18 protein-coding genes and 1 pseudogene are annotated in these 20,506 nt (G+C 35.4%); 13 read left to right on the forward strand and 6 right to left on the reverse strand.

The window, feature by feature from the left end:
* The first annotated feature begins 30 nt into the window (after positions 1–30).
* From pcnB to ychF, 4 genes are read left to right on the forward strand one after another with little or no spacing between them, the layout of a single operon-like run.
* Positions 31–1,569 carry a polynucleotide adenylyltransferase PcnB gene (pcnB, locus tag J5V48_RS03040; protein ID WP_219936984.1) on the forward strand — a complete coding sequence of 513 codons (1,539 nt, stop codon included), beginning with the start codon at positions 31–33 and terminating at the stop codon, positions 1,567–1,569.
* The gene (folK, locus tag J5V48_RS03045; protein WP_219936986.1) at positions 1,569–2,063 is read left to right on the forward strand and encodes a 2-amino-4-hydroxy-6-hydroxymethyldihydropteridine diphosphokinase; all 495 of its coding nucleotides are present in this window, start codon (positions 1,569–1,571) and stop codon (positions 2,061–2,063) included. Before pcnB ends, folK begins: the two co-directional genes overlap by 1 nt.
* The gene (gene pth / locus J5V48_RS03050) at positions 2,056–2,652 is read left to right on the forward strand and encodes an aminoacyl-tRNA hydrolase (RefSeq protein WP_219936988.1); all 597 of its coding nucleotides are present in this window, start codon (positions 2,056–2,058) and stop codon (positions 2,650–2,652) included. The genes folK and pth overlap by 8 nt, the downstream gene beginning before the upstream one ends.
* 10 nt (positions 2,653–2,662) lie before the next feature.
* On the forward strand, positions 2,663–3,757 hold the full coding sequence (gene ychF / locus J5V48_RS03055; protein WP_219936991.1) for a redox-regulated ATPase YchF: 1,095 nt from the start codon (positions 2,663–2,665) through the stop codon (positions 3,755–3,757).
* Positions 3,758–3,871: 114 nt separating this feature from the next.
* Here the strand turns inward: ychF and J5V48_RS03060 are convergent, their stop codons facing one another.
* On the reverse strand, positions 3,872–4,759 hold the full coding sequence (locus J5V48_RS03060; protein WP_219936993.1) for a universal stress protein: 888 nt from the start codon (positions 4,757–4,759) through the stop codon (positions 3,872–3,874).
* 280 nt (positions 4,760–5,039) lie between these two features.
* Here J5V48_RS03060 and modF point away from each other — a divergent pair, with 280 nt between their 5' ends.
* On the forward strand, positions 5,040–6,509 hold the full coding sequence (modF, locus tag J5V48_RS03065; RefSeq protein ID WP_219936995.1) for a molybdate ABC transporter ATP-binding protein ModF: 1,470 nt from the start codon (positions 5,040–5,042) through the stop codon (positions 6,507–6,509).
* Between the two features lie 87 nt (positions 6,510–6,596).
* Here the strand turns inward: modF and J5V48_RS03070 are convergent, their stop codons facing one another.
* Both J5V48_RS03070 and J5V48_RS03075 read right to left on the reverse strand, forming a co-directional pair.
* On the reverse strand, positions 6,597–7,337 hold the full coding sequence (locus J5V48_RS03070; protein WP_219936997.1) for an LrgB family protein: 741 nt from the start codon (positions 7,335–7,337) through the stop codon (positions 6,597–6,599).
* A gap of 1 nt (position 7,338) precedes the next feature.
* Positions 7,339–7,800, reverse strand: coding sequence for a CidA/LrgA family protein (locus J5V48_RS03075; protein WP_219936999.1), 462 nt, complete (start codon positions 7,798–7,800; stop codon positions 7,339–7,341).
* Between the two features lie 307 nt (positions 7,801–8,107).
* Here J5V48_RS03075 and J5V48_RS03080 point away from each other — a divergent pair, with 307 nt between their 5' ends.
* A complete protein-coding gene (locus J5V48_RS03080; protein WP_219937001.1) occupies positions 8,108–8,626 on the forward strand; it encodes a PD-(D/E)XK nuclease domain-containing protein in 519 nt (172 codons plus the stop codon).
* 315 nt (positions 8,627–8,941) lie between these two features.
* Here the strand turns inward: J5V48_RS03080 and J5V48_RS03085 are convergent, their stop codons facing one another.
* The 3 genes from J5V48_RS03085 to J5V48_RS03095 are packed head-to-tail and all read right to left on the reverse strand — an operon-like array spanning position 8,942 to position 12,593.
* Positions 8,942–10,198 (reverse strand): glutamate-5-semialdehyde dehydrogenase, encoded by a 1,257-nt coding sequence (locus J5V48_RS03085; RefSeq protein WP_219937003.1) that lies wholly within the window; start codon positions 10,196–10,198, stop codon positions 8,942–8,944.
* Between the two features lies 1 nt (position 10,199).
* Positions 10,200–11,315: a glutamate 5-kinase gene (gene proB, locus J5V48_RS03090; protein WP_219937006.1), complete on the reverse strand. Its 1,116-nt coding sequence runs from the start codon at positions 11,313–11,315 to the stop codon at positions 10,200–10,202.
* 15 nt (positions 11,316–11,330) lie between these two features.
* Complete coding sequence (locus J5V48_RS03095; protein ID WP_219937008.1) at positions 11,331–12,593, reverse strand: alpha/beta hydrolase; 1,263 nt, start codon at positions 12,591–12,593, stop codon at positions 11,331–11,333.
* A 1,470-nt stretch (positions 12,594–14,063) separates the two neighbouring features.
* Here J5V48_RS03095 and murJ point away from each other — a divergent pair.
* From murJ to uspE, 7 genes and pseudogenes are all read left to right on the forward strand, one after another.
* On the forward strand, positions 14,064–15,644 hold the full coding sequence (gene murJ, locus J5V48_RS03100; protein ID WP_336244983.1) for a murein biosynthesis integral membrane protein MurJ: 1,581 nt from the start codon (positions 14,064–14,066) through the stop codon (positions 15,642–15,644).
* A gap of 11 nt (positions 15,645–15,655) precedes the next feature.
* Positions 15,656–16,201: a BUD32 family EKC/KEOPS complex subunit gene (locus J5V48_RS03105; RefSeq protein WP_219937010.1), complete on the forward strand. Its 546-nt coding sequence runs from the start codon at positions 15,656–15,658 to the stop codon at positions 16,199–16,201.
* A 277-nt stretch (positions 16,202–16,478) separates the two neighbouring features.
* Entirely contained in the window at positions 16,479–16,787 is a 309-nt protein-coding gene (locus J5V48_RS03110; protein ID WP_219937012.1) for a hypothetical protein, read from the forward strand.
* Between the two features lie 97 nt (positions 16,788–16,884).
* Positions 16,885–17,786 (forward strand): annotated as a pseudogene (locus J5V48_RS03115) (metal ABC transporter substrate-binding protein).
* 35 nt (positions 17,787–17,821) lie between these two features.
* On the forward strand, positions 17,822–18,517 hold the full coding sequence (locus J5V48_RS03125; RefSeq protein ID WP_219937016.1) for a metal ABC transporter ATP-binding protein: 696 nt from the start codon (positions 17,822–17,824) through the stop codon (positions 18,515–18,517).
* Positions 18,514–19,332 (forward strand): metal ABC transporter permease, encoded by an 819-nt coding sequence (locus tag J5V48_RS03130; protein ID WP_219937018.1) that lies wholly within the window; start codon positions 18,514–18,516, stop codon positions 19,330–19,332. The genes J5V48_RS03125 and J5V48_RS03130 overlap by 4 nt, the downstream gene beginning before the upstream one ends.
* A gap of 142 nt (positions 19,333–19,474) precedes the next feature.
* On the forward strand, positions 19,475–20,410 hold the full coding sequence (gene uspE / locus J5V48_RS03135; protein ID WP_219937020.1) for a universal stress protein UspE: 936 nt from the start codon (positions 19,475–19,477) through the stop codon (positions 20,408–20,410).
* Positions 20,411–20,506 lie beyond the last annotated feature (96 nt).

A 20,506-nucleotide genomic window follows, 5' to 3' on the forward strand; every position in this document is an offset into this window, starting at 1 on the left:
AAAACTCATAGAATTGAAAAAAATGGTATAATGTCACAAATTTTTTTATTCGGAGAAGAAAAAATAAACATTCCACTTTTAAAGCTTGATGTTGCACAGTTAAAACAGCACAAGGAAAGCAGCAAAAAGAAGCTGTCAGCTTATACAATAAGTACCGATGAACTTGGATTAGATCTGTCTTTACTCTCAGAAAAAGCGGTAAAGTGCATAAGATTATTACAAGCTAGCGGTTTTAAGGCATATCTTGTTGGTGGATGTGTTCGAGATCTATTGCTTGGAAAAAACCCAAAGGACTTTGATGTATCAACAGATGCAACACCAAATCAGATTGTAAAGATACTTCCAAACTCAAGAATTATCGGAAGACGTTTCCAGATTGTCCATGCAATACGCGGAAACGAAATTATCGAAATAACAACTTTCCGAAATAACAAGGTGCAGGCAAAAACAGGTGTCAGCCCAAAGATGTCAAACAGAGTCTCCGATCAGTCTGGCATGCTTTTAAGAGACAACGTTTTTGGTAAGAGCATCACTCAGGACGCTCAGCGCCGTGACTTTACCATAAATGCTCTATATCTTGATCCTGAACAAAGACTCATTTATGACTACACTGGTGGTCTTTATGATCTTGTAAAAATGCAGATCGATATGATTGGCGATCCAAGTACAAGATATCTTGAAGATCCGGTAAGAATGATAAGAGCTCTAAGATTCAGTGCAAAACTTGGATTCAAGATAACTAAAAGAACAAGTGCGCCAATACAGAAACTTAAAGAGAATCTTCTTGAGGTTTCAAATGCCCGTATGTATGAAGAGGTTAACAAAATCTTTTTAACCGGACATGGATATGAAAGTTTCTGCATTTTAAGAGAGTATGGTATCTTTGAGCTGTTATTTCCAGGAACAGTTGAGCTTTTAAACAACAAGGCATATACAGACTTTGTTGAATATTCACTTAAAAGCTCAGATGCGCGCTCTGCTATCAAAAAGCCTAATATGCCGCATTTTCTGTATTCTGTACTGCTCTATCCTGTTTTCAGACAGTCATATTATGAGCTTGAAAGAGAAAATGAATACTCTATAAAACCTCTGACTTTAACTGAGCTTACAACCATTGCTGTTAACAATGTACTCAATGCTCAGTACAGTGTTACAGACATTCCTTATGCTACAACTGAAAGCATAACATCAATGTGGAGAACACAGATTCAGTTTGATACAGCAAACGAAAAAGCAGCAGCTGCACTATCTGAAAAAGGTATTTTCAGAGCAGCCTTTGATTTTCTGGTTATCAGATCATACTTCGAGCCATATCTTGAGCCTATGGTCACACTGTTAAGACCATACTATCAAAGAGCAAAAGAACTTGCTTTGCAGAGAATGAAGGAAAAAGAACAGCGCAAGATTGCAAAGAGAGAAAAGAAAGCTTTAAAGCTTGAGAAGAGAAAAAAGAAAAAGGCAACAGGAGCAAATACGTCTTTTGATGATGAGCAATATACATCAAAAGAAAGACAGGAACAGTTAAGAAAAGCCAAAGAATGGCGTAAGGCAATGAAACTGGATATATAATGGCTGTTGCATTTCTTTCACTTGGCTCTAACATGGGAGACAGTAAATCTCTTATCAAAAACGCTCTTTTGGATATATCATCTCTTGATAAGGTAACTTCCTTAAAAGCGTCTTCTTTGTACTGCACAAAGCCAGTAGGTTATCTTGATCAGGACGATTTTGTAAACGTCTGTGCAATTATAGAAACAACCTATGAAAAAGAAGAGCTATTAAAACATTTTCAGGATTTAGAGCAAAAATACAAAAGAGTAAGACTCTTCAAGGATGGACCTCGTACTCTTGATATAGATATTCTTACTTATGATGATGTTATATCAGATAAAAAAGAGCTTATACTGCCTCATCCAAGAATGCATGAAAGAGCTTTTGTACTTATTCCGCTGATGGAAATTGCACCTGATGCCGTAATTGCAAAACATAACCAGAGCGTCAGTGAGCTTGCAAACAAACTTCCATATGACCAGATTGAAGGTGTAAAAAAGATCAATGAGTAAAGATATCTGTCAGATCCGTCTTATCGTAGGACTTGGAAATGTCGGTAGTGAGTATGATCATACAAGACATAATATTGGCTACGATCTTTTGACTAAATTATGTGACAAATTCTCAGTAACATTAACCCCTGAGGCAAAATTCTCAGGTTTGACAGGAAGAGGTAAAATCGCAGACAGCGAGGTTAGATTCATCTTTCCAACCACCTATATGAATGAGTCAGGAAGAGCTGTTGGAGCCCTTGCAACTTTCTTTAAGATTAAGCCTGAAGAAATTTTAGTTCTTCATGACGATCTTGATCTTGAGCCTGGTTTTATGAAGCTTAAGTTTGCAGGCGGTCTTGCAGGTCACAACGGACTAAGATCAATCACAAAATGTCTTGCAAATTCACAGAACTACTACCGTCTTAGACTTGGTATTGGTAAACCACCATCAAAAGACGTTATAAGCTGGGTACTTGGAAGACCAAACAGTGCCGATCAGAACAAAATTGACGATGCCTATCAGACAGCTATTATCGGAATTGAAATGCTGTTTACTCAAGGCGTTTCTAAAGCAACAGCATTAATCAACGGTTTCAAGCCAAATTAGGAGATAAAAAATGGGTTTTAAATGCGGTATCGTAGGTTTGCCAAACGTTGGAAAATCTACCCTATTTAATGCATTAACAAAAGCTGGTATTGCAGCAGAAAACTTCCCTTTCTGTACAATCGAGCCAAACACTGGTATCGTACCGGTACCTGATTTAAGACTCGATGAGATTTCAAAGATTGTAAAACCTCAGAAAGTTGTTCCTACATCAATGGAATTCGTTGATATTGCAGGTCTTGTAAAGGGAGCATCAAAGGGTGAAGGTCTTGGCAACCAGTTCTTGATGAACATCAGAGAAACCGATGCTATCGCTCATGTAGTTCGCTGCTTTGAAGATGAGAACGTTATTCACGTTGCAGGCCATGTTGATCCTATATCTGATATTGAAGTTATCAATACAGAGCTTGCACTATCTGATCTCGATATCTGCTCAAAGGCTCTTTCTAGACTGGAAAAGAGAGCAAGAACCGGTGGTGACAAGGAAGCCTTAGCTCAGGTTATCGCATTAGAAAAATGTATGCCCGCTCTTGAAGAAGGCAAGATGTTAAGAACTGTAGATTTCACACAGGCTGATCGTGAAGCTTTAAGAAACTACAACTTCCTGACAATCAAGCCTGTAATGTACATTGCAAACGTATCAGAAGATGGATTTACAAACAATCCATACCTTGATGCTGTAAAGAAGCTCGCTGATGAAGAAGGCTCAATTGTAGTTCCTGTATCTGCAGCTATTGAAGCTGATTTAGCGTCAATGGAAGATGAAGACAGAAAGGAATTTATGGATTCACTTGGTATTGAAGAGCCTGGTCTTAATAGAGTTATCAGAGCAGGTTACAAACTATTGGGACTTCAGACATTCTTTACTGCAGGCGTAAAGGAAGTTCGTGCATGGACTGTAAAAGTTGGTGCTACAGCACCTCAGGCTGCAGGTAAAATTCACTCAGACTTTGAGAAGGGCTTTATCCGCGCTCAGACTATAGCTTATGATGATTTCATCAAGTACAAGGGAGAACAGGGTGCAAAAGAGGCTGGTAAGCTTCGCTCTGAAGGTAAGGACTATATCGTTCAGGATGGCGATCTGTTTGAGTTCCTCTTCAATGTATAAAAGGCTATCTGATAGACTGTATACCTTGTAAAAAAAGACAGGCATTGCCTGTCTTTTTTTGCCTGCTAAAAAGCCAAAGATTAACATTGGCTTTCGTTTAACTTTCTTTACAGATTATTTTAAGGTATCTGCATTGACAATAAAGATATCACCCTTAATCTGTTCAAGAACAAGCTCACTTGCAGATGAATTAAGTGAACCGAAGAATGTGCTTCTAGGTGTTGCACCCATGCATACCATACGAGCATTCAGGATCTCACTTAATCTAGGGATCTCCTCATCCATTCTGCCGTTTAAAAGATGCATATTCTCTTTTTTGATATTATGCTTCTTTGCAAATTCCTCTGCTAACTGATGCTGGATCTTATCAAGGCTTACAGCACCAACAGATGAAAGAATCTTTGACTGTTCAAGATTACCGCCCATTAAACCAGAATTTTCAGGTGTGATGCAGTTTGCAACATGGACAACTCCATCAAATGCATTTGCAAATTTAGATGCAGCTTTATATAGAACTTCATCTAGCTTTGCAATATGAGCAACTTCTGTAAAATCGATAGCAAGAATAACATTCTGTCCTAATGTAGCAGTCTGAGTTGCCTGCTTTACTACAAGTAGTGGTAAACGGCTCTTTCTCATGATTGAGCTGTCAATAGAACTTACGAACATATCCCTTAAGGTATGACGCTTGTTTGCAGAAATTACCTCAAGAGCACAGTTCTCTTCCTGAGCTGCATCAATAAATCCCTTTGCTACATCCTTACTGAACACAACCTTGATTGTGAAATTCTGAATGCTTGAGTACTTTCTCTTTAACTGTTCAAAAGCAGAGGTTTCTCGAAGAGTTATCTGCTCCTTTTCCGAATCCTTAAAATCATTGATTACACGAATAGCTACAACCTCGATCTCTGGAACCATACGCGCATACTGAGCTGCTCTATCTAGTGCCGGCTGAACATCACTAGGCTTTAACAGAACTGCAAATTTATTAGGAGCTGACATACTTTACCTCCCAGCTTGTTTTATTATTTTTATCGTACATATAACTAAAGTATAGTGTTAACAGCTTTGATTTTAAAACCAAATATAATTGTTTTGAAAAAATATTTATGAATTATTTGATGTAGATTTATTTTTATTCAAAATGTGAATAACAGTTTGATACAAGAAAGAAAATTTGAAAAAAGCCGTATAATTGCATTTTTTGCAACATAATATTTTTTGCATTGCAAAATTTATCAATAGTTCTATAATTCTAACTATTGTTTAATAGGAAAGAATTATGACTCAAAGAACTATCAGTTTTACAGATGCAATCTTTAAGATTGACGAAAACAGAAGCGTTGAAATTGGAAATATAACAATAGCCCCAAGCGATCTTATCGTTCTTATCGGCGGCAACGGCTCTGGAAAAACCTCCATTGCAAAAGCACTCAATGGAGATTTTGAATTATCAAGCGGTGTTGCACCTACTAATTATCATCCGGTATTAGTTTCATTTGAAAAGCAGCTTGAACTGTATGAGGCAGACTATGAAATGAGAAATTCAGACTGCACTACTGCTCAAGAGGAAATCGGCATCACTCCAAACATGATATTCAAGGATGATGACAAGGAAGTTTTAAACAAGCTTGTTAGTGCTCTTAAATTAGAACCTCTTCTTGACAAGTCAATCCGCAGTCTTTCAGGCGGTGAGGGAAGAAAGGTACTGCTTGCACATGCTTTATCATCAAAGCCAAATTTGATTATCTTTGATACTCCTTTTGATGCTCTTGACGTTGAGACAAGAGCAGATCTGCTAAATCTTATCGAGCAGTTGCATACTGATTATCAGACACCAATGGTTCTTATTGTAAACAGACCATCAGAGATTCCCAAGTCATTAACATCAATGGGTATCATAAGTGACTGCAAGATTGTAAAGCTAGCATCCTTTGAAGAAATTGAACAGGACGAGGATGCAAAAATGCTTTTAGGTTATGCAAATGTTCCTGATGTAACTCTACCTGAAGCACCAGAGAAAGCAAAACTCCCAGAAATTGAAGGTGATGTTATTGTTAGCTTGAAGGATGTAAATATCGAATATCAAAGAAAGGTACTTGATCATTTATATTTTGAGGTAAGAAAAGGTCAACACTGGCATATCATGGGACCAAACGGTGCTGGTAAATCAACTCTGCTATCTCTTATTACAGGTGATAATCCTCTTGTATATACAAATGATGTAACCGTATTCGGCTACAAGAGAGGCTCTGGAGAATCAATCTGGGATATCAAGAAGTACTACGGACTTGTATCTGGTGCACTGCATCTTGATTACAGAGTAAACGGTCCTGTTATCAATGTAGTACTTTCAGGATTCTACGATTCTATAGGTCTTTACTCTAAGGTTAGTGATGAGGAAATTACTATTGCTAAAAAATGGCTTGAAATTGCAGGTCTGTCAGATAAAGAAGATGTTGGATTCAAATCTCTGTCATTCGGTCAGCAAAGACTTGTTCTTATCATAAGAGCTTTAGTCAAGAATCCACCTCTACTTATCCTTGATGAGCCTCTGCAGGGCTTAGACAGTTATGCAAGAGCTCTTGTTAAGTCATTTATTTCATATGCTATGCATAATGGCAATACATCAATTCTGTTTGTATCACATCATCAGGAGGATTTACCTGAAGGATTCACAAACCGTTTGAGCTTTGTAAGAATTGGTAATGAGCAGAACTTCAAGGTAGTACAGGAAACACTGAGCAAATAACTGACAGCCTTACAGGATCTAAAAGGCTTCTGAATGAATACTCATTTGAGTTTTATATCAGAAGCCTTTTGTTTTAGTTTTATATATCTAGAACAGTGAATCTAAATATCTGAACAATATAAAAAGCGGTGTTGCAAGAAAAGATGTAAGAATACCACATACTATCAGACTCAATGATGAGTATGCACCCTGAGTCTGGCCTTCCTGGTTTGCAGCACTTGTTCCTACAGCATGCGCAGCAGCCCCCATTGCAAGGCCCTGAGCCTGAGCTGAACGGATATGGAACAGTTTCATGAGAGGGAAACCGATCATCGCACCTGTTATACCTACACATACAACGATACATGCTGTAACAGAGGCTATACCACCAGTTCTTGATGAAACATCCATAGCAAGTGGAGTTGTAATCGATCTTGCCCCCAGTGTTGGGATCATCTGTTCATTTACAGAAAGCAGATGACAACTGATATATGAAATTAAGAAGCTCACAATGATAGATATGGTACAGCAAAGAAGAATAGGTAAGGCCTGAGCCTTAATCATTCTGAACTTAAGATATAGAGGAATTGCCAAAGCTACTATGGCAGGATCTAAAAGCCAGGTGATAATTGAAGCCCCCTTCTGGTAATCCTCAGCATCAGCATCTGTCATTATTATAAGAACAATGATTGCTATCATTGGAATTAAAAGAGGATTTAATAAAGCTAAATTGCTCTTCTCCTGCAAATATCTTGCTGCAACATAAAGAACTACAGTTAAAGGAAGAGCTACATAATAAATCATTGTATGATTTGAAAACAGATCACTTAACATCTGTGAAAATGACATTCTAGGCACCTCTGCGTTTTAGTTTTCTGATGTTTGATGCTCTTTTATAAAGCTCATGACGCTGCTCTCTTTGTTCTTTATTCTCTGTAAAGTGCTGAAACAGTCTTCCTACAATCAGAATGATAAGAGCAATACCTGAAAGGACATTGAAAATAATAACCATAACGGAGTCAAAAACTTCATTTAAATATGCAACCATGCCAACAGCGGCAGGAATGAATAAAAATACCATATGTCGCATAAGAACATCGGCACAAGGTGTTATCCAATGCATTCGAAGGATTTTCAATTCAAGAAGCAAAAACAGAATAAGCATTCCAATAATGCTTCCTGGGAAAACAAAAGGTAGAAGCTGAGAAATATAACGACCAAGACTCAGACAGCCATATAAGATTGCAAAACTAAGTATGAAAGCAAATATTCTGCTTAGCAGTGACTGACTTTTTTCATCTGGCAAAGACATATCAATCTCCGATAAAATTTTTAACTGCGTCACATTATAGTCAATTATTAGATTGATGATTAACCAAAATGAAAAAAAATCGGTCCTGTAAAATTTACAGATAACCGATTTAATTCAATAGCAATGAAACAGCTCAATATATACGTCAAATAGAGGATCTTAAAAAGCTGATACAAAAGCCAAAGTAAATCAAAAATAGGCAGAATTTGAACGATTCAGATCCTGCCTAATTCATTTTAAATGTGAATTCATACAAAACGGCTTAAGAATAAGGCTTTAAGAAAATCTAAGGGTGGGCAACTTATGGATGCAATTTAATTATCCATTAGGTGGGCATGATCTGTTTTTACTTGTGTCTTTTTATGGATTTTTGTCATTTGATACTAATAATTCTGCGTTTTCATTAAAAAACAGATACGTTTTTGAAAATGGCACTGTTGAAGATATTATTGCTCTGTTCAACGATGTCTTATCAACCTTATCATACGATAAATATCCAGTTGATAATGAGTCTGTTCTTAGAGCGTTACTACAAGTATACCTTTTAGGTAGAAATCTTGATGTTAGAATCGAACAGCACAATTGCAAAGGCAGAAGCGACATTCTTGTAAACTTCTCTAAACGCAGAGTTGTGCTAGAACTGAAATACACTGTTAAAACAAGTGAAGAACAGCAAAAACTCAAGGATGCAGAACAGCAGATTATAGAAAAGAACTACGGTCTTGAAAATCTTCAAGACAGAGAACTATTACAAATTGCCTGCGTTTTCAATGGCGATAAGGACAAACGTCAGATCACAGTGTATAAGAAAGTTGATTTATTGTGAGATTCTTTCTACATTGAATCTATAGTTATAATGTGACGCCTACATTAAACATTAAACATATACAAATGATACAGTAAAGGAACAATGAATAATGTAATCCTATCTGCTATCGATATATGTGAAAATTCAGCTATTACCTACATACAGATGTGCAGAATAGATAATGCTGAAAAACTTTGATGAAAAATCTAAAAGTGACTTGCTGTATTTGCTGTAGTACCATAAAGTCCGATCCAAGATCGGACCTAATCAAATGAGTATGGATATATCGTAAAAGACCTACAAAATCATAGTCTATGATTCAGTTAATTGACCTTATTTACGGGTCAGATAGTCACCCTGACAGACATACTGATATGTTGTAAGCTCCTCAAGAGCCATAGGACCTCTTGCATGCATCTTCTGTGTAGAAATAGCAACCTCTGCTCCAAGACCAAACTGACCACCATCAGAGAATCTTGTAGAAGCGTTCACATATACACATGCACTAGGAGCTGCTGATGCAAATAACTTTGCATTTGATGCTGAATCAGTAAGAATTGCATCTGAATGCTGGGCATTATGAGCTCTCATGTGCTCTATTACCTCATAGATATCATTTACAATGGTGATATTCATCTTTAAAGACAAGAACTCTTCAAAGAAAGATTCATCATCACCTTCTTGCCTGTATGGATACTCACCAAGATATCTGTCAGCACCATTGTGAGTTACAAGAGTAACCTTTTTCTCTTTGAGTTTTTGACTGACTAAAGGAATAAACTGCTCTGCCACATCCTTATGAACAAGCAGAGTATCAAGGCTGTTGCATGCTGATGGTTTCTGTGTTTTAGCATTGAACACAATATCCGCACTCTTTAAAAGATCAGCACTGCTGTCAACAAAGATATGAGAAATACCAAATCCGCCGATGATAACAGGAATTGATGAATTCTCCTGACACATTCTTTGCAGAGCAACACCACCTCTTGGAATAATCAGATCAATATAGTCAGACAGCTTGAGCATCTTTGATACGATTTCTCTGTCAGTATCTGAGATCAGGCTGACACCATTTGGATCTAATCGTGCACTTTCTAAAGCCTTTATAATAATTGAATGCAAAAGAACATTAGTTGCAAGACACTCTTTACCGCCACGTAAAATACATGCATTGCCTGATTTGATACATAAGGCTGCAATATCAACAGTTACATTTGGTCTTGACTCAAAAATCACACCAATTACTCCGAATGGCACTGATTTTTTAACAATCTGAAGGCCACTTTCAACTGTTCTGCCATCATAGATTCTGCCAACAGGATCTGAAAGCTTTACAACCTTTTCAACTCCGCAAACCATTTCCTCAAATCTTGCTTTTGTAATGGTAAGTCTGTCTACTAAAGCTTCTGAGTAACCAGCCTTTTTGGCATTCTCTACATCTACAGCGTTTACAGAGAAAATTTTGTCTTCATTTTCTCGAAGGCTTTTTGCAACAGCTAAAAGAGCTGCATTTTTGGTATTAGTGTCTAAAAGACCATATGAGTATGATGCCTTTTTTGCATCCTTAGCAACTTTTACAATATCAAACATTTTATTTCACTATTACAAGATCGTCTCGGTGAATTGCAACATCACCATGAGTAAAACCAAGGATCTGCTCAAAAGCATCAGAATGCTTACCACAGATAAGATTTAATTCGTCAGATGAATAACGGGTAAGTCCTCTTGCAAGAACATTGCCCTTTTCATCTGCGACTAAAACTGTTGCACCGCGAAGGAAATCAGACTCAACTTTAACAATACCTTTTGGAAGCAGTGAAGAGCCTTTGTTCAGTAGAGCTTTTACAGCACCGTCATCAACAACGATAGTACCCTGTGCTCTTGTTGCAGTACTAATCCATGATTTTCTTGCCAGCACTGGTTTTGATGATGGTTTAAAGAAAGTACCTTCACCTTTACCCTTTGCAAGAGCAAGAATTATTGAAGGTTCAGCGCCTGATGCAATGACAAGTTCAACACCTGCCTCTGTTGCAACTGATGCTGCCTTAATCTTTGTAGCCATACCACCAGTTCCAAGAGTTGTTCCAGATCCTCCTGCAATCTCAATGATGTGCTCATCAATCTTTTCAACACTGTTTATAAGTTTTGCATTCTTATCTTTTCTAGGATCGCCAGTGTAAAGACCTTTCTGATCGGTTAGCAAAATAACCTGATCAGCTTCAACTAGAACGCCTGATAAAGCAGCAAGATTGTCGTTGTCACCAACCTTGATTTCAGAAATTGATACGGCATCATTCTCGTTAATAATAGGAATAACGCCCATCTCAAGCATCGCAAAGAGGGTATCTCTTGCATTTAGATAACGCTCACGGCTGTCAAGATCTGCTCTGGTTATCAGGATCTGACCTACCTTAAGATTATAGATAGAAAACAGTTTTTCCCATTCTTCAATAAGCTTTACCTGGCCTACTGATGCAAGCATCTGCTTGTATCTAACATCTTTTGGAAGATCGGGGTAACCTAAAAACTCACGGCCTGCAGCAATTGCACCAGATGAAACTAAAATCACCTGAGCTTTCTGCTCTATCAGTTTAGAAACGGTACGTACAATCTCAAGCATATGGGCACGATTCAAATGATTCATTCCACATGTAAGAGTACTGGTACCTAACTTGATTATTATGCGTTTGTTTTTAAGTGAGGTCATTTCCAATCCTAAGATTTATTCACACAGTTGTTTTTTTAGAAACTGACATATTCTATCAAACATTATTTTATCGGTAATATCAGCAACACCGTTTTCATATTCATCAATTTGCAGATGCTCAAATGTCATACTCAAAAGAAGTTCATCCTGTTTGGAGACAACAGAATTTCTTGCAAATCCTACATATGTATCAAAGTAGCATTTTGCACCGGCTCCGATAAGTCCCTGCTCCTTTAAGGAAAGAGCTTTTAGCTGAGGGATAACTGTATCCCAAGAACTAGCATCAAGGTTAAGACGATTACACAGAGATGATCTAAGGCATAAAGGGAATGACTTTAAAAGTGATGCATCTGTAAATACGCTGTGTATATATGGGAACACAACGCACAAAGCCTTAATATCATCGCGTTTTAGTACCGAAGCTCTCAAACATGAGGTTGCAGCAAGTCTTGATCCTAAAAGTACAATTTTTGATGAATCAACATTATTCAGTTTTTTTACATGATCAATTGCACTTTCAGTAACTGCAGATAAATGTTCACTGAGTGTAAGCTTTTCGCACTCTCCTGTGCCTGGAAGTTCTACAACAAAAATTGCAATTTTTTCCTTTTTAAAAAAGTTGTTATACATTCTGAAAAAGGAGGTTGGGCCAAATTCATAGTTGCAAACACAGATAACACAAGGAAAAACGCCGTTGTATGATGGAAGATGCAGATATCCTTTTACATCTTTTGAATCAACCTTGAATGTTTCTTCCTTTATATAGCCAAGTGAATTATCCACCTTAAACATCTGCTTGTAGGTTGAACGGCTAAGTGTACCTGCCTGAAGAGCTAGGGTATCCCCCTTTAAATTAGGATATGACGCAATGGCAAAATATCTTGAAGCCATTCTATAGTTATGACTTGCCTTATCATATTCACGATTAGCCTCATTCTCATGAGCAAGATTCACTCTCTTTTGAGCAATTGAGCTGAATTCATAAATCCAGTTTCCAGGACCATATTCTTCAACGGTATCAAAGCATTCGCGGGTTCTATGGCCTTTTGCAACACTTATATTTGATAGAGCCTCATCAATATCAAGTGCATTACCACCAGACAGAACCCACTCATATCTTAATAAAGGTCTGTAGAAATTCTTTGAAAAACCAAATGATTTATCCTGTTTGATAATTCTAGGCAAAGGACACCCTCCATTAGATATGGTGGATGTTTCCTTATATACAAACTTTGGTTTAAATAAGATCTCTGAGAGATTCTGTGATTCTTCAGCCATTAGATTAAATACCGTTACAATGTCATACAATTTTATACTAATGACAAGAATAAATCACTTGTTACTTACTTATACATGAACAAAAAAAACACAAACATTCAAATATAAAGAACCAATTTCGTTGAAAATGAGCATATCAATTTGAAAATTAAAGAAATTTTTTATACTCAATAAAAGTTTCCCACAAATACAAATGGCTTTGCATAGCACTTTTCCCACAAAAACAACCACATCCCACAGAGTTTCCCACAGATTTGTGGAAAAGTACTGAGCAAAAAAAAATGGAAAGCCAAAAAGAAATAAAAAAAATGAATTTTAAAATATGAAAATAATAGCTAAAAGTAAAATTTTCATTTTTACTAACTAATTGTTCTACTTGAAATTATTTTATAATATTTTCATTTGAAAATTTATTCTATATATTTTTTAGTTTTGTTTAATAGAATAATCGTCAATACAATTATCTTTTATATCAATAATTTTAAGAACTTTAATTCCCACAACCAAAATAAAAGAAATGCCATTTTATAAGGAAAAAGACGTATTTTAGGGAAAAATAAAAAAAGTTTCCCACACCTGTGGAAAATTATTTTTGGAGTTTCCCACACTTTTATAAAACTTTTTTAAAGTTTTATTTTTTACCTACCATATTGTTTTATAAGTATTTTTAATTAGTAACTAATACTGATTAGAAAAAATTTTGATGTAAACCAACTATTAAAAAAAAAGTCAAAATTTTTATTCCCACAGAGTTTCCCACAAGAAAAAATTATAAAAAATATAGAGTGTTTTTTACAATTTTGTAATTATGGGATTTATATTGCTTGTTGACAGAAGATTATTAATTATTAGTTTGTTGTTTTATATCGTTTTTTATTTTATATACTTTATTTTTTAAACATATATTCTCAAAACACAAAAGTGGCTTTGCTATGCGATTTCTAATTTTTTGCACCATATTTTTCTTGTACAATCGCTCACATTTTCCAACATTTTATTAACTTATTGATATTCAAATATTTTATTTATTTATTTTCATTTTTATTAAAGTTTCCCACAAGTTAGAGTCCGTGATTTTTAATAGGTTTCCCACAGTTTTCCACTCATTCCACAGAGTTTCCCACAGATTTCTTCATCATTCATTTTTATTCAAAATTCTACATTTTTTTTACAATTCTGAAAGTGACATTTTTAACCTTCCATTTTTTTGTTCAAATGAAAATTTATTATGTTTTTTATTGATTTTGCTATCTTTTTCCTAAGTCTAAAATTAACAAGTAACATTTTTTAAAACAGCTTTTCTTCTATTGTTATATTGCCTGTTTTCACCTTTTTTTCTTTTTTTCATTTTTTTTCCCACTAGGTAAAACACAAAAATTTAGTCATCATCTTTTCTATTAGTCTGACAGCAGGTTATGACCATTTCATTTGTGATAGAATTTCGTCATTAAATTATTTAGAGATATAACCGTGAATCAGACAACAGATAACAATCAAAAAAAATCAAAACTGCTAAAATCAGGTGCTATTACTGCATCAGCTACTTTCATGTCAAGAATCCTTGGTATGTTCAGAGATATAGCAATTGCTTCCGTGCTTGGAGCATCCTTATCAGCAGATATTTATTTCTTTGCTAACAGAATTCCAAATTTCTTCAGAAGACTTTTTGCAGAAGGTGCTTTTTCTCAGGCATTTGTGCCTGTAATGAGTAAGGTAAAGGAGAATAAAGAAAAAGAAGAGCTGTCAGATCTTTTAAATAAAACTGCAGGTACTCTAGGAACAATTGTTCTTATAGTAACACTAGCAGGTATGATACTCTCTCCTGTTGTAACTGCCATTTTCGGCTGGGGCTGGTTTGAAGCTTATCTTAATAATAAGGAAGATGCTCAGAAATTTATCCAGGCAAGTTATCTATTAAAAATTACTTTTCCTTATCTTTTATTCATCACTCTTACTGCTTTAACATCCGCTGTACTCAATGTTTTTGGCAAGTTTCTTATCCCTGCCATAACACCATGTGTTTTGAATATTGTTCTGATTAGTGCAGCATTCTTTGTAGCACCGCATTTTGAAAACCCTAATGTGGTTCTTGCCTATGCCATGGTCGTAGGCGGCATTCTTCAGCTTTGTCTGCAGATCCCATTTATCCTTAAATTAAAACTATTTATTATTCCAAAGTTTTCATGGAACCATGATGGAGTAAAAAAGATAAGAACTCTTATGCTTCCTGCTATTCTTGGAATAAGTGCAAGTCAGATTAATCTTATCGTAAATACAGCTCTTGCATCTTTCCTTGCAACAGGTGCCATTTCATATCTTTACTACTCTGACAGACTATTAGAATTTCCAATAGGAATCTTTGCTGTTGCAATTTCAACAGTAATTCTACCTGCTCTTTCAAAAATCAATATCACGGAGAATAAGGATAAATATGTATCCACACTTGACTGGGGAATAAGACTTGTAATTTTTCTTGGAATCCCATCAATGTGTGGTCTTATCGCACTAAGAGAGCCTGTTTTACGTGTTATCTTCATGAGAGGTGCATTCACAGCTGATCATGTGCTCCTGTCATCGGCATCTCTTGTAGCATCAGTTTCAGGACTTGTTGCAATCATGATGGTAAGAGTTGTTGTTCAGGGCTTTGCCGCACTTGAAGATACAAAAACACCTGTAAAATGCTCCTTAATTGCTATCGGGGCAAATATCGTATTCAACCTTATACTGGTATTTCCTTTAGATTATGTGGGACTTGCACTGTCTACTGCACTTGCTGCTTTTGTAAATCTGTCACTGCTGATATTCTTCCTATACAAAAAGAAAATCTATTCATTCAGCTTACAGACACTGATATTTATCGCAAAAATCGCTATTAGCGGTTTAATTATGGCCGTATTTTTACGATTAACCTCACCAGACTTTTCTGAATGGGTAAATATGAGTACAATTAAAGCTGCAACATATCTTACATTGTATATAGTTGCAGGAACTGTAGTGTTTTTAGCTACCGCTACGGTATTAAGAATAAAAATCAAACAACTAAAAAAATAAAAGGAACCTTTATGAACAGTACAATAACAGTGAACGATAAGACCTTTGAAATTGTAAAACTACTTGGCAAAGGAAAAGGTGGTTATTCATATCTTGCAACTCTTGATGGAAAAAAATATGTTGTAAAGCAGATCCATCATGAACCTTGCGATTACTATACATTCGGCAACAAAATTGAATCTGAGATAAACGATTACAAAAAGCTGTCAGATATTGGGATCAGACTTCCAAAAATGATAGATGTTGATGTTTCAAGAGAAACAATACAAAAAGAATATATTGAAGGCGAAACTGTATTCTCTATGGTTGCAAAAGATGCTCTTCCTGAAACTTGCATTGCTCAGGTAAGACAGATGTGTGAAAAACTATATCCTGCATCTACAAATATTGATTACTTTCCAACAAATTTCGTTCTTCAAAATGATGAACTTTTCTATATAGACTATGAGTGCAATTCTTATATGGAAGAGTGGAATTTTGAAAACTGGGGTATTAAATACTGGAGTAAAACAAAAGAATTTCTTGATTACCTCGAAAGCCACAAAGAGCTGGTTTAATCAAATAACTTCAGAGCCTTTAGAAAAAAGCATTATTTCTTCTCTTTATCTAAAGGCTCTTTATCATCAAAAACAAATCTGCAAACACATTTTTTCAGTTAAGCTGTTTTATAGAGGTGTACTTTTAACTAGATGACACATTAAATCATAACCAACCTTCTTAAAGCCTTTATATATGAGCATTTGCGCATATATTAGAATTTGCTTTCACAAGCTATTTTTGCCTTGTACAAATAAAAAATTGTGACATAATTGCAAATCTGATGATGGAGAAATTATGTTTATAAACAGAAATAGCAGTTTAAGCATAGTACTGTACATAACACTGTGTTATGTGTTTATAAACGCGTTTTTTATCCACATAAAAACAGAAAGTCTCAATCATCACTGCTCTGATCCAATCTGCTGTTCAATATGTTTGAATGTACATACCATAAATGCAGAGTGCCAGACTCCAATCCCCCCAAATGAAATAAGTGCAAGTCATTTTGCTTTTAATTCAATTGATCTTTACATCAATTCTGACTACAGAACTGAGAATACAGCACAGACACTCGTTAGCGTAAAAGTGAAAAAGACAGAATAGAAAAAACTCTTCTTTATTTTCTATTTTCTTTTTTTACCAAACGAGGTTTTAAATGTTATCTAAACTTTTAAGAGTTTTTGCTCTTTTAGGCTCTTTGATGCTGTCTGATTATGCACTAGCAAAAGAGCTGAATATTGTTACTACAAGTTTTCCACAATATGATTTTGTAAATCATATCGTTAAAAACAAAGCAAAAGTAATCATGCTACTAAAGCCTGGAGCTCAGTCTCACAGCTTTGAACCAACACCAAAGGATATCATCAGTATTCAAAATTCAGATCTGTTCGTATATAACGGTGGTGAAAATGACGAATGGATTGAAAAACTCATTGAAAACTCCAACAAACATATTCAACATTTTTCATTTGTATCTTCTGTAAATCTAAGAGAGGAAGAAACAAAAGAAGGCATGCAAAGTGAAGAGGAAGATGAAAATGAGCATGATCATCACCATGATTCTGATGAAGAGGTTGAATACGACGAGCATGTCTGGACTTCCCCAAAAAACGACATCATTATCCTGAATAAACTCTGCAGAAAAATTGTCAGCCTTGATCCTGACAATGCACAGTTTTATATGGCTAACGCAGCTGAATACATAAAGGAATTTGTAGAGCTTGATAAAAAATTTACTAAAATCAGCAATATGTCAAAAAACAAACTGCTTATATTTGCAGACAGATTCCCTCTTTTATATTTTGAAAAGACTATAACCTTGATTATTATGCAGCTTTCAAAGGCTGTTCTAGCGAAAACGAGGTTTCTGCAGCCACCTTAAAATTCCTTATTGATAAGACAATTCAAAACAATATCAAGGTGATATTCAAAATCGAACTTTCATCAGATCAGATTGCAAATACTGTTGCAAGACAGACAAAAGCTAAAGTTTACACATTCAATACCGGACATAATGTTACTGTCGAACAGTTAAAGAATGATGTAAGTGTTGCATCTTTATTTGAATCAAATATTAATTATCTGATAGAAGCTTTAAACTAACCTTTTGCAGGCAGTAGTCTGCCTGCTTTTTTGCTATGAATACAATTTTAAATGTTAAAAATCTGAGCGTCACATTTGATGCGCAAAAAGTTGTGCAGGATGTTTCATTCGCGTTAAAAAAAGGTGAATATTTAGCACTTGTAGGACCTAATGGTGCTGGAAAAAGTACACTTTTAAAAACAATCATCAATGACAACAGAAAATTTGTTGGCTCTTTTAGTTTTTGCTCTGACATAAAACTGGGTTATGTAGCACAGAAAAACTCAGATGATATCTATTTTCCTGCAACTGTTAAGGAAGTAATCAAAAGTGGTTTTAAGCAGAATTTTTTCTCTTTTAGATTAAACAGACAGGAAAAAGAATTTTTTCAATCTGTCGTATCTGAACTAAATCTTTCTTCATTACTAAAAAAATCTTTTTACTCATTATCAGGTGGACAGAAAAGGGCCGTACTTATTGCAAGAGCTCTGTGTACAGGATCTGATCTTCTGATCCTTGATGAGCCTGCATCTGGACTTGATAATATTGCTTCTTCAAGACTCTATGAGTCAATACGAACAGTAAAAAACAGATTCAATACAGCCATTATCATGGTAGGTCATGACATCAACAGACTATGTTCTGAAGCTGACTTAATTTTATGTCTTGAGCATACAGTAAAATTTATTGGAAAAAGCACTGATTTTATAAAAACCCCTATATATAAGGAGCTTGTGGAGCATCTTGTATGATTGACAGCATCTTTTCAATATTTGAGTATGACTTCATGTTTAGAGCACTTGTTACAGGTGTTGCTCTTTGTGCCTGCGCCAGTGTTATCGGTGTATCTTTGGTATTAAAACACTACTCAATGATGGGAGATGGGCTTTCACATGTAGGTTTTGGTGCATTGTGTTTTTCTGTTGTACTAAACGCATCTGCTCTTTATGTATCTATACCAATAGTACTTACCTGTGCATTCTTGCTTTTGAATCTGCCAGGTAAAACAAAAATTCAGAAGGATTCAATAATAGCAGTTATGTCTACAGCAGCGCTTGCATCTGGTGTAATGATTATTTCTGTTACAGAAGGTATCAATACTGATATATGTAATTACCTGTTTGGCTCTATTCTGTCTTTAACAGATGAGGATATGTATATCTGCCTTATTTCCAGTGTCTTAATACTTCTCATATTTTTCATGTTTTTCAGAAATTTCTTTTCTGTTGGATTTGATATGACCTTTGCAAAGGTTCAAGGCGTAAATGTAAAGCTTTTTAATACCATTCTTGCGCTTATGAGTGCACTTGTAATCGTTCTTGGCATGAAGATGATGGGAGCTCTTTTAATCTCCAATATTATTGTTGTGCCTGCAATTTGTGCCATGATGATTTTTAAAAGCTATAAGGCTGTTGTATTTCACTCACTTATTGCAAGCATGCTATGTTTTCTTATTGGTCTTGTACTTTCATTTGAATTATCAACACCTACAGGAGCCAGCATTGTTCTTATAAATATGCTCTCTCTTTTAATTCATTTTTTACTAAAATTATTACTTAACCGCTAATACAGTTTCATCTACAAAAGTACTAAAAAAACGAAAGAAAACATCTATTTGGTGCTCATCGCACATTTTTGTGCTTAAGTATTTAGTGTTTTTTCCTTATCTATCCTATAGTTAAGCTATAGGATAGATAAGGAGAAGTAAAATGAAAAAGTACAGCCATATCCTCGTAGTAGCCGAGCCTAAAAAAGACATACAGGTAGCATTAAAAAGAGCTTTGGATATTGCTGCATTAAATCCTCACAGCACTATCACATTTTTAAGAGTGGTTTATGACTTCTCATCTGACATATTTCAGATAAGCCAGAAAATAGCCCCTGTATCTGCTGAGCTTGAAGGATCAATTCTTTCAGATATGAAAGAAACAATTGAAGAATACAGAATTGAAGCAAACTCAGAGGCTTTAATTATTCCAAAAATAATTAAAGGACACGATATAGGACAGGCAATCATAAAAGAAAGTAATGAAAACGGATACGATCTGATTATCAAAGCTGCAAACCGGCATGGCATTCTTGATTCTATTATCTTTACCCCAATTGACTGGTATATACTTCGAAACGCTAATGTTCCTGTAATAATTGCAAAAGAACATGAATGGCCTACTGGAGGAAAGATTGTTGTCTGCGTAGATTTTTCATTGCAGCAGCAGTTGCATCTTAACAATGAAATGTTAAGAGAGGCTCAGATCCTATCTAAAATTACAAAAAGCGAAATTCATCTTGTAAATTCTGCTCCTATATACCTGCCAAGTGTAATGCTAGAAGTACCGCACTACTCTCCTGCATTATATGAACAGAATGTTTTAAAAGATCATGAAAGAAAACTTCACGACTTTGCATCAAGACATCATATTCCTGTTGCAAGATGCCATATCAGAGAAGGCATGCCAGATGAAATAATCCCTGCTATCTGTCAGGAGCTTGATGCAAAGACAGTATTTATTGGATCAGCAGGACGTCAGGGTTTTATGGCAGCTCTTATTGGTAATACCTGTGAGGAAATTGTTGATGATATAGCAGCCGATCTTGTTGTACTCAACAAAAAACTGATTAAAGATAAAGACAAGCTAAAAGCTTAACCTTTGTATATTCAAAACTGCTCCAATTTATATCATTCAGGTACCGTATCTGGTACCTGTTTTTTATTCTCTGCACCATTTTTTTCAAATATTAGA

Source organism: Succinivibrio faecicola (genome assembly GCF_019448115.1).
Lineage (GTDB): Bacteria > Pseudomonadota > Gammaproteobacteria > Enterobacterales > Succinivibrionaceae > Succinivibrio > Succinivibrio faecicola.